The organism is Nocardiopsis sp. iso_237 (assembly GCF_056173345.1).
Genome location: NZ_CM149669.1, coordinates 62535 through 76208 on the forward strand (window position 1 = coordinate 62535; position 13674 = coordinate 76208).

Annotated in this window: 13 protein-coding genes and 1 tRNA gene; 7 read left to right on the forward strand and 7 right to left on the reverse strand. The window is 68.7% G+C overall.

What is annotated here, in order from left to right; all coding sequences use genetic code 11:
- Positions 1-651 precede the first annotated feature (651 nt).
- On the reverse strand, positions 652-960 hold the full coding sequence (locus AC0VYM_RS00240) for a hypothetical protein (protein WP_017546622.1): 309 nt from the start codon (positions 958-960) through the stop codon (positions 652-654).
- A gap of 229 nt (positions 961-1189) precedes the next feature.
- Between AC0VYM_RS00240 and AC0VYM_RS00245 the strand changes: the two genes are divergently transcribed.
- From AC0VYM_RS00245 to AC0VYM_RS00265, 5 genes are all read left to right on the forward strand, one after another.
- Positions 1190-2023 carry a helix-turn-helix domain-containing protein gene (locus AC0VYM_RS00245; RefSeq protein WP_475457621.1) on the forward strand — a complete coding sequence of 278 codons (834 nt, stop codon included), beginning with the start codon at positions 1190-1192 and terminating at the stop codon, positions 2021-2023.
- A gap of 189 nt (positions 2024-2212) precedes the next feature.
- Positions 2213-2335 (forward strand): DLW-39 family protein, encoded by a 123-nt coding sequence (locus AC0VYM_RS00250; protein ID WP_014912962.1) that lies wholly within the window; start codon positions 2213-2215, stop codon positions 2333-2335.
- Positions 2336-2497: 162 nt separating this feature from the next.
- A tRNA-Ala gene (locus AC0VYM_RS00255) sits at positions 2498-2570 on the forward strand.
- A 693-nt stretch (positions 2571-3263) separates the two neighbouring features.
- Positions 3264-3593 (forward strand): WhiB family transcriptional regulator, encoded by a 330-nt coding sequence (locus AC0VYM_RS00260; protein ID WP_475457623.1) that lies wholly within the window; start codon positions 3264-3266, stop codon positions 3591-3593.
- Between the two features lie 216 nt (positions 3594-3809).
- Positions 3810-4430, forward strand: coding sequence for a magnetosome magnetite crystal formation protein family (locus AC0VYM_RS00265; protein ID WP_475457626.1), 621 nt, complete (start codon positions 3810-3812; stop codon positions 4428-4430).
- A gap of 104 nt (positions 4431-4534) precedes the next feature.
- On the opposite strand, the gene AC0VYM_RS00270 is transcribed toward AC0VYM_RS00265, so the two are convergent.
- Positions 4535-5071 (reverse strand): hypothetical protein, encoded by a 537-nt coding sequence (locus AC0VYM_RS00270; RefSeq protein WP_475457628.1) that lies wholly within the window; start codon positions 5069-5071, stop codon positions 4535-4537.
- 236 nt (positions 5072-5307) lie between these two features.
- On the opposite strand from AC0VYM_RS00270, the gene AC0VYM_RS00275 reads away from it, so the two are divergent.
- On the forward strand, positions 5308-5832 hold the full coding sequence (locus tag AC0VYM_RS00275) for a peptidylprolyl isomerase (RefSeq protein ID WP_475457630.1): 525 nt from the start codon (positions 5308-5310) through the stop codon (positions 5830-5832).
- 44 nt (positions 5833-5876) lie between these two features.
- Entirely contained in the window at positions 5877-6791 is a 915-nt protein-coding gene (locus AC0VYM_RS00280) for a rhomboid family intramembrane serine protease (protein ID WP_475457632.1), read from the forward strand.
- Positions 6792-7004: 213 nt separating this feature from the next.
- Here AC0VYM_RS00280 and AC0VYM_RS00285 read toward each other — a convergent pair whose 3' ends face one another.
- From AC0VYM_RS00285 to AC0VYM_RS00305, 5 genes are all read right to left on the reverse strand, one after another.
- A complete protein-coding gene (locus tag AC0VYM_RS00285) occupies positions 7005-7259 on the reverse strand; it encodes a cell division protein CrgA (protein ID WP_378743313.1) in 255 nt (84 codons plus the stop codon).
- A gap of 174 nt (positions 7260-7433) precedes the next feature.
- Positions 7434-9242, reverse strand: coding sequence for a Stk1 family PASTA domain-containing Ser/Thr kinase (gene pknB / locus AC0VYM_RS00290; RefSeq protein WP_475457634.1), 1809 nt, complete (start codon positions 9240-9242; stop codon positions 7434-7436).
- 83 nt (positions 9243-9325) lie between these two features.
- A complete protein-coding gene (locus AC0VYM_RS00295; protein WP_475457636.1) occupies positions 9326-10804 on the reverse strand; it encodes a serine/threonine-protein kinase in 1479 nt (492 codons plus the stop codon).
- Complete coding sequence (locus AC0VYM_RS00300) at positions 10804-12267, reverse strand: peptidoglycan D,D-transpeptidase FtsI family protein (RefSeq protein ID WP_475457638.1); 1464 nt, start codon at positions 12265-12267, stop codon at positions 10804-10806. Before AC0VYM_RS00300 ends, AC0VYM_RS00295 begins: the two co-directional genes overlap by 1 nt.
- Positions 12264-13670: an FtsW/RodA/SpoVE family cell cycle protein gene (locus AC0VYM_RS00305; RefSeq protein ID WP_475457640.1), complete on the reverse strand. Its 1407-nt coding sequence runs from the start codon at positions 13668-13670 to the stop codon at positions 12264-12266. The genes AC0VYM_RS00300 and AC0VYM_RS00305 overlap by 4 nt, the downstream gene beginning before the upstream one ends.
- Positions 13671-13674: the final 4 nt, after the last annotated feature.

Consider the following 13674-nt stretch of genomic DNA (forward strand, 5'->3'; position numbering starts at 1 on the left):
CGCCGCCCACCGCACTCCCGCCAACCCGCACCAGCGAGCGAAGCGCGCACCCGCACGTTTGTACCCCGCTGTGTCTGAGGGGAATGGCGCCGTGCGGGTTCAACCACCGGACACAGAGCTTCAAGCAAACCCCCAGGGGCCGAGGAAGTTACACACCTGCACGTACACACCCCCCAGTGGTTGAGGGGGGTTGGTGCCTGGCCGGTTACCACAGCGGATGGCTGGGGTTCGAGCACACCCCAGGGGCTGAGGAAGCTTCACACCAGCACGTGCGCAACCCCGGTGGTTGAGGGGGAAGGCGTCCTGCGGGATCAACGACCGGGTGAAGGTTCAAGCACACCCCCTGGGGCTGAGGGGAACAGGGCGTGGTCGCGCTTCACGCCCCGTGGGGTGTGAGCCTCTGGGGGCACGGGCCCCGGGGCAGGGGGTTGTGCTCCTGGAGGTCAGTCCTCGTCGGCTTCAGGTGAGTCGATGAGCTGCCGCAGCAGCGCAACGAAGTCGTCCTCGCTCATCCCGGACCAGTCCACGTGCTCGTTCATGTTCAGCGGTCTCCCCCAACTTCTTCGTCCGTAAGCCTGTGTGTGGCGTATTGGTTCGAGAAGTCTGGGTTAACGGAGAGTTGGCGCAGGTGGGAGAGGTGGCCGGAAGGGGTCAAACCCGCTGTTGGAGGGCGCCGCGGCACTCGGGGCAGCGGCAGCGCTTGTTGTAGCCGGTGACGCTGCCGTGGGGGAGGGACGGGTCCCGCTGGCTGGTGAGCGTGGCGTCGAGCTGTTCGCCGAAGGGCTTGAGGACTCGCGCCGTCGAGAAGACCTGCTTCGGGCTGATGTCCAGCTCCTTGGCGGCGTCGTCGATGTGCTTACCCATGCGGAGTTTCGCGATCAGGCGTGACCGGGTGCTCGGAGGCATCTGGGCCTCCGCGTTCGCGATCAACTGCTCTGCGTCGTCAAGCGGGTAGCTCATGGGTTTCCTCTATGTGTGCGGGTACGCCCTCAAGCATCGTACGCGCTATCCAACTGTGGGTTCGTGTGTGGTGGATGTGGCTACTTATCGTAACAAACCGGAAGTTTTGGCTTTGCGGACCGTCTCGTAATGCATCGAATCGGTCGCTCTTTTCTAGAAACTCATTGCTAGATGCTAGGTGTCGTGTTTCGCTGATACTCCCGACACTCTGCGTCATTGGATCAGTGCTATGACGAGCCCCACTGTTCGCCGGCGGAGGCTGTCCGCCGAACTCCGACGTCGCCGTGTCCAGGCGGGCATGACCCTCAACGACGTGGCCGAGGAGCTGGAGTGGTCTCCGGCCAAGCTGGGCCACATCGAGACCGGGATCCGCAAGTGGCCCTCGGTCATGGAGATCTCCGCGCTGCTGCGCCTGTACGGGGTCACCGGGGGGCAGCGGGAGGCCGTTCTGACGCTGGTGCGTGAATCGCGTCTGCGCCCCTGGTGGACCGAGTACGAGGACGTGCTGTCCTCCGCGTACGTGGGCAACGAGGCCGGGGCCGTCTCGTTGAGGTCCTACGCGGGGATCCTGGTGCCGGACCTGTTGCAGACCCCCGACTACACGGCGGCCCTGGCGCGGCGGCTGGGGCACGGGGAGCACGCGGCCGAGCGGATGGTCGCGGCCTACCTCAAACGCCAGGAGATCCTCGACTCAGGGTCCCTGGGGCACTACCACGCGGTGGTCGAGGAGGACGCCCTGCTCCGTGTCTCGGGTGACCTGGGGCTGCTTCGCGGGCAGACGAAGCGGATCGTCGAGCTCGCCACCGGGTCCGAGCACGTGACGGTGCAGCTGCTGCCGACTTCGGCGGGGCCCCATCCGGGGTTGGCCGGGCCGTTCTCCATCCTGGAGTTCGAGGAGGACGAGGCCGACCTCGCGTACGTGGAGGCGACCCAGGGCGGCGGGATCGTCGAGGCCGAGGAGGCGCTCCGGTCGTGCCGGAGGGTGTGGGACGAACTCACCCGAATCGCGGCCTCGCCCCAGGCCACGGTGGGGATTCTGGGGCGGATGGCCCTGTTGACCTGACCGTACGGAACCCCCTCAGTGCGGATCAGGGGAAGAAGACGGTGTGAATCGGTCCACCATGGCAGGGACCGCCCGCCATGGCTTGCTAGTCTGCTAGGTGACAACCTCATAAAGTTGCCCATGGAGCCCCCGCCCACGGCGGGTGCCCGTGCGTACGACCGGTTTTCCAACAGAGAAAGGGTCCGGACAGTGAAGAAGATCATCGTTCTGGCGCTGGTGGCCCTCGGGGCTTTCGCCGTCTACCGCAAGATCCAGGCGGACCGCGCCGAGCTCGACCTGTGGACTGAAGCCACCGCGGCCAGCGAGAGCTGATCACCGGCCGAGAGCCTTCCAGGTGACACGAAGACGTGGGTGGGCCGACAATCCCGTGGTGCGACCCACGGCTTTGTGCTGCGTAGCCCCAGGGTCCGGGTCCTCCCGGCGTGACCGGGGCTCCGATGCGGGTATGCTCTCCAGGTGACCTGCGGGTCCGAAGGGGCCATAGCTCAGCTGGCAGAGCGCCGGTTTTGCATACCGGAGGTCAGGGGTTCGACTCCCCTTGGCTCCACCCTTGAAGCGGTCCTGTGCTCGGCACAGGGCCGCTTCGTCGTGTCCGGGAACCATTCGTGCCGAAATCCCGGCGCTGGAACCTTTCGCCGCATTGGATGGGATGCGCGGGAAGGGCCCCGCGAAAAATTCCCCTAGGTTACTAAACGGTAGTTCTGTATCCGTTCGTGTGGGAGTGAATTGGGGGACCTGTGTGGTTGCCCGGCACGTCTGTCCGGGGGGTCCGCATAGCCCGATCGGGTGGGGTCGGTGACAGCCTGTCCTGTTGCGGCATCCCCGTCACAGTGGGGACAGTCGCAGCTCGGATGGCGTGAATCCGCAGGTCATCATGGTTTTCTGGGAATGGTCTGAGACCGACCTTTCATTGTGGTTGCGTGGGGGCGCCCGTATCACATGTGGTGACTCTCCGTGTGTGTATGATGACACTTCCTGGAGAGGCAATGGTCCTAGTGGGCCATATGAGAAATAGGCCTCTTGGGGCCTGTTGGTGAACTCCGGCAATCCGTAGTTTCGACACCAACGACAACGAGAAACACAGCGCGCCGAAACGAGAGACCCCCGAAGGCGAGCCGTGCGGCCCCCCGCCCGGCCTCGTACACCGTCCTCGCGTAGGCCCGCTGTTCTCGTCCACCGGCGGCCGTGCCGCCCGGTGGGATTCGAACACCACACATGCTGATCTTGGGAGTGGGGCAACATGTGGAATGAGAAGATGGCCGCCCGAGCCAAGTGCCGTGAAATCGACCCTGACGCCCTGTTCGTTCAGGGTGCCGCGCAGAACCGCGCGAAGCTGATCTGCCGGGGCTGCCCGGTGCGTACCCAGTGCCTCGCCGAGGCGCTGGACAGTCGGATCGAGTTCGGTGTCTGGGGAGGCATGACCGAACGCGAGCGCCGTGCCCTGCTGCGTCGGCGCAAGGACGTCACCAGCTGGTTCGACCTGCTCACCAGCGCCGAGCGGCGCTACGAGGAGGAGCGGACCGAGGAGGAGCCCGCGCGGACCGGGGTGCCCGCCGCCGCGCGACAGTGAGGTGAGACCCGTCTGGGAGGGGAGCCCGGACGGATGACGGTGTGGGGAGCGGCGTTCCGACCAAAGTCGATGCCCGCATCCTCCCTTCGGGGGAGGAGCGGATCAGGGGAGGATCAGGGACGCCCCCCATACCCGCACCGCTCGTGATGCCGCATGATGGAGGGGGCGCGGCCATCCTCGTACGGCCGTGCTCGTCGGAGCACACTGGGAGTGGGGATGGCCGTGCAGAACCCTCAGAGACGGAATCCGTGGGAGCCGGCCGTGCCGGAGCCGCAGATCCGGCTGACCCACGCCGACCGCGACGCCGTGGCCGAGGTTCTCCGTGAGGCCTACTCGCAGGGGCAACTGGACGAGGACGAGTTCGGTGACCGGCTCGACCGGGCCATGCGGGCCAAGATCAGCGGGGACCTCGTGCCGCTCACGTCCGACCTGGGGATCAGCGTCTCGCCCGGCGGTACGGGTCGGGCCCCCAGGACCGACGGCGCCCGGCAGGACGGCAAGCTGACCACCGACAACCCGATGGAGAAGGTCGGGGCGGCCGCCGGACACCTGTCCGCGTTCTTCCTGCCCTTCCTGGCCCCGCTGGTGCTGCTGCTCGTCGGCGGGGAGCTGTCGCCCTACCTGCGGCGGCAGGCCATGGAGGCGCTCAACTTCCAGCTCTTCTGCCTGGTGAGCGCGATCGTGAGCGTCCTGCTCGTCTGGCTGGTGCTCCCGGCCCTGGTCCTGGTCGGCGTCTTCCTCGGCTGGTTCATCCTGCCGATCATCGCCGCGGCCGGGGCCCTGATGGGCCGGGACTGGCGGTACCCGCTGGTCTACCGCCTGATCAAGGAGAACTGAGGCCGCGTCGAGACCTCGACGCGGCTCTCAGGGCACCACCGGTCGGCGGGCCCCTCCCGGAGGGGCTCCGCCCTCACCGGGAGGGGGATGTCAGGTCCGGGACGTCAGTCGTCCTTGGCGGCGCGTACGGTCTCCTTCGCCTTGGCCTTGGTGGCCTTGGCGGTGTCCGTCGCCTTCTCCTCCAGGTGCTCGCGGGTCTCGCGGACCTGCTCGCGGGCCTGGTCCAGGTGCTCCTGCCACTCGGCGTCCTGCGAGGCCTGGCGCATGCGGATGAGCGAGTACACGATCACGCCGCCGACCACGGCGGCGCCACCGATCAGGACACCCCGGGGAACACGGCGGTTCCCGCGCCGGAGCAGGCGCAGCCCCCGGCGGCTCGGCTTCGGGTCGATCCGCTGCGCGGCCGTGGTCAGCAGCCCGGCCACCCGGGGCGCCACAGTGTCCTCGACACGCTGCGCGGCGGTCTCCAGCCGGGGAGCGGTCCAGCCACGCGCCTGGAGGAGCCTGAGCGCTGCCTGGTCCCGTGCCTGGTCGGCGTAGGGGCCGAACTTGTCGGCCTGCTCCTTGGCCAGGTCCTGTAGGCGGGCGAGAGTCGCCTCGGCCTCCTTGCGGGCCTTGCGACGCTTGGCAGTGATGGGCACGTCGTCAGCTCCTTCGATCGATCTCAGGTTCGTTGCCACCCGGCGGTGCCGACGTGTGCGGCCCCCTCGGGCTTCCCGTCGTCCTTCCCCGTTATCCGGGTGTTATCTCAACATACGTCCTCTGCGTCTGTGATCTACGTTTCGACACCGTCGAGCGTGGATCGGGTTCAGGCGAAACGCGGTGGCCGGACGGGTAACGTGAGCACGTAAATCTCGCTCGACCGAAAGGCACTGAGGTGTCGGACTCCACGGGTCAGCCCACCGCGCGGCTGAACACCTCCAAGGGAACCATCGTCGTCAAGCTCTTCGAGGCGCAGGCGCCGGAGACGGTCGCCAACTTCATCGGGCTGGCCGACGGTTCCAAGCAGTGGGTGGACCCCACCACGGGCAAGCCCTCCAACAGCAGCCTCTACGAGGGCACGGTCTTCCACCGCGTCATCGACGGCTTCATGATCCAGGGCGGGGACCCGCTGGGCACCGGCCGCGGCGGCCCCGGCTACAAGTTCGGGGACGAGTTCCACCCCGACCTCACCTTCGACCGCCCCTTCCTGCTGGCCATGGCCAACGCGGGTCCGGGCACCAACGGCTCGCAGTTCTTCATCACCGTCGGTGAGCCGTACTGGCTCAACGGCCGTCACACCATCTTCGGCGAGGTCGTCGAGGGCAGTGACGTCGTCACCGAGATCACCAAGGTCTCGACCGACGCGCAGGACCGTCCCCACGAGGACGTGGTGATCAACAGCGTCGAGATCACCCGCTAGAGCGGGCACCACAGCGGTGACACCAGAGGAGTGACGACCCACCCATGACCGCGTACCCCCCTCCGCCAGGAACCCCGTCCGCGTCCGGCTCCGAGCCGGGAGCGCCCCGTACCTGTTACCGGCACTCCGGCCGGGAGACCGGCGTCAGCTGCACACGGTGCTCGCGGCCGATCTGCCCGGACTGCATGGTCGAGGCGTCGGTCGGGTTCCAGTGCCCCGAGTGCGTGGCGGAGGGGAACCGGAGGGTGCGCTCCGCGCGGACCACCTTCGGCGGCAGGATCGTCCAGAAGCCGTACGTGACCTGGACGATCCTGGCCCTGATGGCGGTGGGCTTCCTCGCGCAGCTCGGCACCTCCGACCCGGTCGGCCAGGCCGGGCGGTCGCCGCTGGTCGTCGAGTTCGGGATGCACGGCTTCGCGACGATCCTGCAACACGAGTGGTACCGGCTGGTCACCGCGGCCTTCCTGCACGGCGGGGTGATGCACCTGCTGTTCAACGGGTACGCGATGTTCCTCCTGGGGCAGCAGCTGGAGCGCTGGCTCGGGCACGGCCGGTTCCTCGCGTTGTGGGTGGCGGGGGCCCTGGCCGGTTCCGTGACGAGCGCGCTCTTCGCGCCCGGCCAGCTCTCGGTGGGCGCCTCCGGCGCGATCTTCGCCCTCTTCGGGGCGGTCTTCGTGCTCGGTCGGCGCCTGCGGCTGGACATGCGGATGATCCTGGTCCTGCTGGCGCTCAACCTGGGTATCACGTTCCTGGTCCCCGGCATCTCCTGGACGGCGCACATCGGCGGGCTCGTGGCGGGGCTGGCCCTCGGCGCGGTCTTCGCCTACCTGCCGACCCGGAAGGGCGGGGAGGGACAGCGGACCCTGACGCACGCGCTCCTCGTGGCGGCCTTCGTGGTCCTGCTGTTCGCGCTGTTGTTCGTGGCGCCGCAGCTCTGGTTCACCGTGCTGCCCGTCTGATCCAGGAAGAGGCCCCCGGAGCGTGTTCTCCGGGGGCCTCTTCCCTGCCACGCCAGCGCCTGTTTCCGGGCATGCGAACAGAGCTACCCACAGCCTGTGGATAACCCTGTGGAAAACTGATCAAGGCTGGTCGAACGCCCACGGGGGACGTCGGTGCCGTTGTCGGACCCCGCTCGGGTCAGGGGGCGCCGCGCGGGCGCGCGGCGGGGGCGGTCAGTGCCAGCGCGTGGACAGGATGACGGCCACGATGATCCCGCTGAAGCCGATCAGCAGGTTCCAGTTGTGCCAGTCCTGCATGTAGGGCACCTGGGAACCCGCGATGTAGTAGACCGCGATCCAGAGAATGCCCAGGATGAAGAAGCCCAGCATCGTCGGGACGAGCCAACGCGGACTGACCTTCGGCTTCTCTTTGGAAGGAGGCGGCGTGTAGACAGCCTTCTTCTTGCGGTCGCTGCGGGACTTGGGCACGGTCGTTGCTCCAAGGTTGTGCGGAGGTTCGGAACGCACACAGTCTACGCGTCGGGTGGGGCGCGCGTCACTGGAGGAAGGTTCCAATACCCCAACGGCCCCGGGGATCCGCGCCCACGCACACGACGGCGGGCGGGGCCCCTCTCGGAGCACCCGCCCGCCGTCGTGACCGTCCTAGCCCCTGCGGAAGACGAACTCGTCACCGCCCGGCGGCGGCCAGTCGGGGAAGCTCGGCACGCCCGGCTCCTCCGGGTCGGTCGGCTCCTCCGGGTCCGTGGGCTCCTCGGGGTCGGTGGGCTGCTCGGCCGGGGCCACCGCGAGCGTCACCGTCACCGTGGTGCCCGTGTTCACCGTCTGCCCCGCGCCGGGCGACTGGTTGATGACCGTGCCCTCCGGGGAGTCGGCGTTCTCCTGCTCCTGGAAGTCGCCGCTCAGCCCCGCCGAGCTCAACGCGTTCTCCGCCTGCTCACGGGTCATCCTCTGGAGGTCGGGCACCCCCACCTGGTCGGGGCCGGAGGAGATGATCAGCGTGATCTCGTCGGAGGGGTCGGCGTCCGTGCCGGAACCGGGCTCGGTACCCACCGCGTAGCCCTCGGCGACGTTCTCGTTCGCCCTGCGGTCCGTAGTGACGTTCTCGAAGCCCACGTCGTTGAGCGTGGAGATCGCGTCGGCCTCCGACTGGTTCTCCACGTTGGGGACCTCCAGCTCACCGGGGCCCGAGGAGACGTAGATGACGATGGAGGCGGTGGCCTCGATCTCGGAGCCGGCCGACGGGTCGGTCTCGATGACCGTGCCCTCCTCGACCTCGTCGTCGGACCTCTCCTCGGAGCGGTGGTTCTCGAACCCCTCCTCGGTGAGCTGGGCCTCCGCCTCCGGCAGCGTGCTCCCGGCCAGCTCGGGCACGGCCAGCGTCTCGACGTCGTCCCCGCCGCCCTGGCTCATGAGGAAGAAGACGAGGATGATCGAGCCGATCACGCCCAGACCCAGCAGGGTCCACAGGATCGCCTTGCCCGCGCCGCCCTTCTTCTCGTCCCGGTAGTCGTCGTAGTCGTCGTCGTAGTCGTCGTACCCGCGGTCGTCGGCGGGCGGCAGCGCCGTGGTCGCCCCGGCCGCGGCCATCGCCATGGTGCCCGCCTGGGTGGGCATCCCGGCTAGGCCGCGCTGGATGTCCGCGCGCATCTCGGCGGCGTTCTGGTACCGCTCCTCGCGGTCCTTGGTCATCGCGCGGAGGGTGACGTCCTCCAGCCACTCCGGGATCTGCCCGTCCACCTCGGACGGAGGCACCGGGTCCTCGCGGACGTGCTGGTAGGCGATCGACACGGGGGAGTCGCCGGTGAACGGCGGACGGTTGGTGAGCAGCTCGTAGAGCACGCAACCGGTGGAGTAGATGTCGCTGCGCGGGTCGACCCGCTCACCGCGCGCCTGCTCGGGGGAGAGGTACTGCGCGGTGCCGATGACCTGGGAGGTCTGGGTCATCGTCGCCTGGTTGTCGTCCATCGACCGGGCGATACCGAAGTCCATCACCTTGACTTCGGCGTTCTTGGTCAGCATCACGTTGGCGGGCTTGATGTCCCTGTGGACGATCCCGTTGTCGTGGCTGTACTCCAGGGCCTTGAGGATGCCGTCCACCAGCTCCGCCGAACGCTCCGGCAGCAGCTTGCGGTCGTCGTCCAGGAGCTCCTTGAGCGTGCGCCCGTCGACGAACTCCATGACGATGTACGGGATGGAGACCCCGTCGATCATGTCCTCGCCGGTGTCGTACACCGCGATGATCGCCGGGTGGTTCAGGGACGCCGCCGACTGCGCCTCCCTACGGAAGCGCGCCTGGAAGATGTGGTCGCGTGCCAGGTCGTGCCGGAGCGTCTTGATGGCGACGAGCCGGTCGAGCCGGAGGTCGCGTGCGCGGTGTACCTCGGCCATGCCGCCGCGCCCGACCACCGTGTCGAGTTCGTAGCGGCCACCGAGGAGCCGGGGCTGGGACATGTCGTGCACTCATCCTCGTGTCATCCGGAAGCCGCCCGCGGGCCGCCGCCTACCCTGATCGTCGTCTCTGGCTCGTTACCTGTTCACGGAGCGTTGCCGGGGTTCTCCTGGCCGGGGTTGGGAGGGTTCTCGCCACCGCCCTCGGGCGGCGTCTCCGGGTCCGTGCCCCCCGGTTCCTCGGTTCCGGGCTCCTCCTCGGACCCGTCGTTCTCGTCGTCCTCGGGGACGGTCGGCTCCTCCTCGCCCTCGTCGGGAAGGGGGCTCTCCGTCTCCTCCCAGCCACCGGTGTCGGGTGTCCAGTGCGGTGTGTCGTCCACCGGCGGAGGCGCCTCGATCTCCTCGTCCGGGTCGTCGTCCTCGCTGGGGGAGGGGGACGGGGAGACCTCGGACGTCGGGGGCTTCGTGCTGTCGTTGACGTTCTGGGTGTCGCGGTCCGGGTTGAACACGAACCCCGCCACGGCCGCGGCCACGATCAGGATGGTCGCGGCCACCGCGGCCAACACCACGGGGGTCCGGACGCGTCGCTCGGTACCCGAACCCTCGGCCAGACTAGCCGAGTCGCCTGCCTGAACAGGGGTTACGGCCGACTGCCCGGCGGTTCGCCGCACGGTTCCGGACGGTCCGGTACGGGGGCCGTCCGGGATGGAACCGACCACCGCGGTCTGGGCCATGCCGTGGAAGCCGGTCGAGGGCGTGGGCGGTCCGGTGCCCGCGTTGGAGCGGATCACCGCGGCCAGGTGGGCGACCTCGCCCGCCGAGGAGGGGCGGTCCTCCGGGTCCTTCTGCAACAGCGAGAAGACCAGGTCGTCGATATCGGCGGGGACGTACTCGGGAAGCTCGGGCGGGTCGTCGCGGGTGTGCGCGAGGGCCAGGGCCACGGGGCTGTCCCCGGTGAACGGGGGTGTCCCGGCCAGGCACTCGTAGGCCACCACACCGAGCGCGTACAGGTCGGAGGCGGCGCTCGCGGGCCGCCCCGACGCCTGCTCGGGAGAGATGTACTGCGCGGTGCCCATGACCATGCCGGTCTGGGTCAGGGTGACCGACGTGTCGCCGCGGGCGATACCGAAGTCGGTCAGCTTGAGCTGGCCGTCCTCGGTCACCAGCAGGTTCCCGGGCTTGATGTCGCGGTGCACCACACCGCGCGCGTGCGCCGCGGCGAGCGCCTTGGCCGCCTGGCACACGAAGTCGAGGGTCTGGTCGGAGCTGAGCGGGCCCTGCTCGCGCAGGACCTGTGAGAGCGGCTCGCTGACCACGAGTTCCATGATCAGGAACGCGCGGCCGTCCTCCTCGCCGTAGTCGAAGACCTGGGCGATGCCCGGGTGGGACAGGCCGGCGGTGATTCTGCCCTCGGTCCGGAAACGCTCTCGTGCCGTCGGCTCGGCCATCTGGGCCGGGTGCAGCAGCTTCACCGCGACGGAACGGTTGAGCAGTGTGTCGGTCGCCCGCCACACGGTGCCCATACCGCCGGAGCCGATCTGCTCCTCCAGGCGGTAACGGTTGCTCAGAACGGCCCCGGCCAGTCCACCGGGGCCGTTCTGGGAAGACGGCTCGTAGGCGCTCACTACTGGACCACTGCCTCCATCATCTGGCGGGCGATCGGCGCGGCGAGTTCGCCACCGCTGCCGCCGCCGTGCTCGATCACCACGGCGACCGCGACCTGCGGGTCGTCCGCGGGTGCGAATCCGATGTACCAGTTGTGGGTTCCGCTCTCACCGCCGGTCTCGGCGGTACCCGTCTTGCCCGCCACCTCCATGCCCGGGATGGCTCCGTTGGTGCCGGACCCGCCCGGTTCGGTCACCAGGACCATCATGTCGGTGAGGGTGGACGCGGTGCTGGCGCTCATGGCCTGGCTGTACACCTCGGGGCTGGTCTGGGTGACCACCGAACGGTCGGCGTCCCGCACCGAGTCGACCAGGTACGGGTGCATGACCTCGCCGGAGTTGGCCACACCGGCGGCGACCATGGCCATCTGGAGCGGCGTCGCCTCGACGTTGGACTGCCCGATGCCCGCGCGGCCCAGGATGTTGCGGTCGTCCTCGACCGGGGCCAGGCTCGGGACTGCCTCCAGCGGCACCTCCAGGGGGTCGCGCTCGTCGGCCGTCTTGGAGAAGCCGAACGCCGACGCCTGGTCCGCCAGGGCCTGCCCGCCCATCTCGATCGCCCAGTTGGCCATCGAGGTGTTGCAGGAGATCTGGATGGAGTGGGCCAGGGTGTCCGGCTGCCCGTTGTTGCAGGTGCCGCCGGGGGTCGCGTTGGGGAGCGGGTGCCCCAGCTCCAGGACGTTCGGCGCGTCCATGGTGCTGTCCGGACCGGCGTCCAGGTGCTCGATGGCGGCGGCGGCCGTCACGACCTTGAACGTCGAACCCGGGGGGTAGCGCTCGCGCAGCGCCCGGTTGAGCAGCGGCTGGTTGGGGTCGTTCTCCAGGGCCACGTAGTTCTCGTTGGCCTCGGTGACGTCGGTGATGCTGGAGACGTCGTTGCCGTCGTAGGACGGGTAGGAGACCGAACCGAGGATGGCCCCGGTGGTCGGGTCCAGTGCGACGGCGGCGCCGTTCTTGCCCAGCGACTCGAAGCCCTTGAAACCGGCCTCCTGGACCGCCGGATCGATGGTGAGCTCCACCCGCGCGCCCTCGGGCTCGCGGCCCGTGATGACGTCGCGGAAGTTCCGCACGGCGAGGCGTTCGTCGCTGCCGTCCAGCAGGGCGTTCTCGTAGTACTCGACTCCCGAGGCGCCGAACCGGCGGAACGAGCCCACGACCGGCGTGTACATGGTGCCGCCGACGTACTCGCGCTGGTAGCGCGCCGGGTCGCCCTCCTCGGCGACGTTCGTGGAGGAGGCGACGTTCTCGTCACCGATGACGATCGGACCGCGCTGCTCGCTGAGGCGCTCGGTGTACTGGCGGCCGTTCAGCGGGTCCTCGCGGATCGCCTCGGCCTGGAACCCCTGGATGTAGGTGAGCTGGAGCATCAGCGCGCCGAACAGGATCATCGCGAAGACGCTGAGGCGTCGGATGGGTGTGTTCATCGTCGGATCACCTGGGTGGCCCCCTCGTCCTGGATGGCCTGCGGCGCCGGGCGCCGCGCGTTGTCGCTCATCCGGAGCAACAGGCCGATCATCAGCCAGCTGGCCATGAGGGCGGAGCCGCCCGCGGCCATGAAGGGCGTGGTCATACCTGTCAGCGGAATGAGCCGGGTGAGACCACCGAGCACCACGAACACCTGGAAGCACATGACGAAGGCCAGGCCGCTCGCGAGCATCTTGACGAACAGCTCACGGGAGGCCAGGGCGATCCGCATGCCCCGCTCCACCAGGATGAAGATGACGGCGAGGATCGCCATGACGCCGGTCAGCCCCAGGTCCTCCGAGAGGGAGGCCAGGATGAAGTCGCTGTCCGCGGCGAAGATGAGGTGGGCCTGGCCGCCGCCCATGCCGGTGCCGAACAGGCCGCCGTAGGCCATGCCGATCTGGCCCTGCACCAGCTGCATGCTGCCGCCCAGACGGTCGTAGACCTCCTGGTCGAAGGCGTGGAACCAGATGTCGACGCGCTGGCGGAAGTGCCAGAAGAGCTGGAAGGCGAGCGCGGCCGCCCCGAGGAACACGGTCAGGCCGATGATCACCCAGGAGGAGCGCTGCGTGGCGACGTACAGCATCGCCAGGAACGTGCCGAAGAGCAGCAGCGAGGTGCCGAGGTCCTTGGTGATGACCAGCAGGCCGATCGCGGCGACCCAGCCGACGACCATCGGCATGAAGTCGCGGGCGCGCGGCAGGTCCATGATCTTGAACCGGCCGATCTTCACCTGCTTCGCCGCCAGCGACAGCACCTGCCGTTTGGTGACCAGATAGGACGCCAGGAAGATCACCAGGGCGATCTTGGCGAACTCGGAGGGCTGGAGGGTGCGGCCAGCGATGCCGATCCACCGGCGGGCGCCGTACTCGGAGACGCCCAGGCCCGGGACCATCGGCAGTGCGATGAGGATCAGGGCGGCCAGGGCGCTGATGTAGGTGTAGCGCTGGAGGACCCGCGGTTCCTTGAGGAAGAACAGCAGGAGCATGCACATGACCATGCCGACCGCGGTCCAGATCAGCTGCATGCCGACGCCGGCGTGCTCGATCTCGCCGGAGTCGGCGGCGTCCAGACGCCAGATCATCGCGACGCCGATGCCGTTCAGGAACAGCGCGCACGGAAGGATCAGGGGGTCGGCGTAGGGGGCGATGAAGCGCAGTGCCACGTGGGTGGCGAGCGCCAGGGCGCCGAAGATGAGGCCGTAGCCCCACATGGCTCCGGGGACCTGGCCGTTGAGGTTCAGACCGGAGATCGCCATCGCACCCATGGTGATGACGACGGTGATGCCGATCAGGACCAGCTCCGCGTTGCGGCGCTGGATCGGGGGGAGTGCCGTGGGCGCCTCGGGCGCGGTGGTACTCACAGGG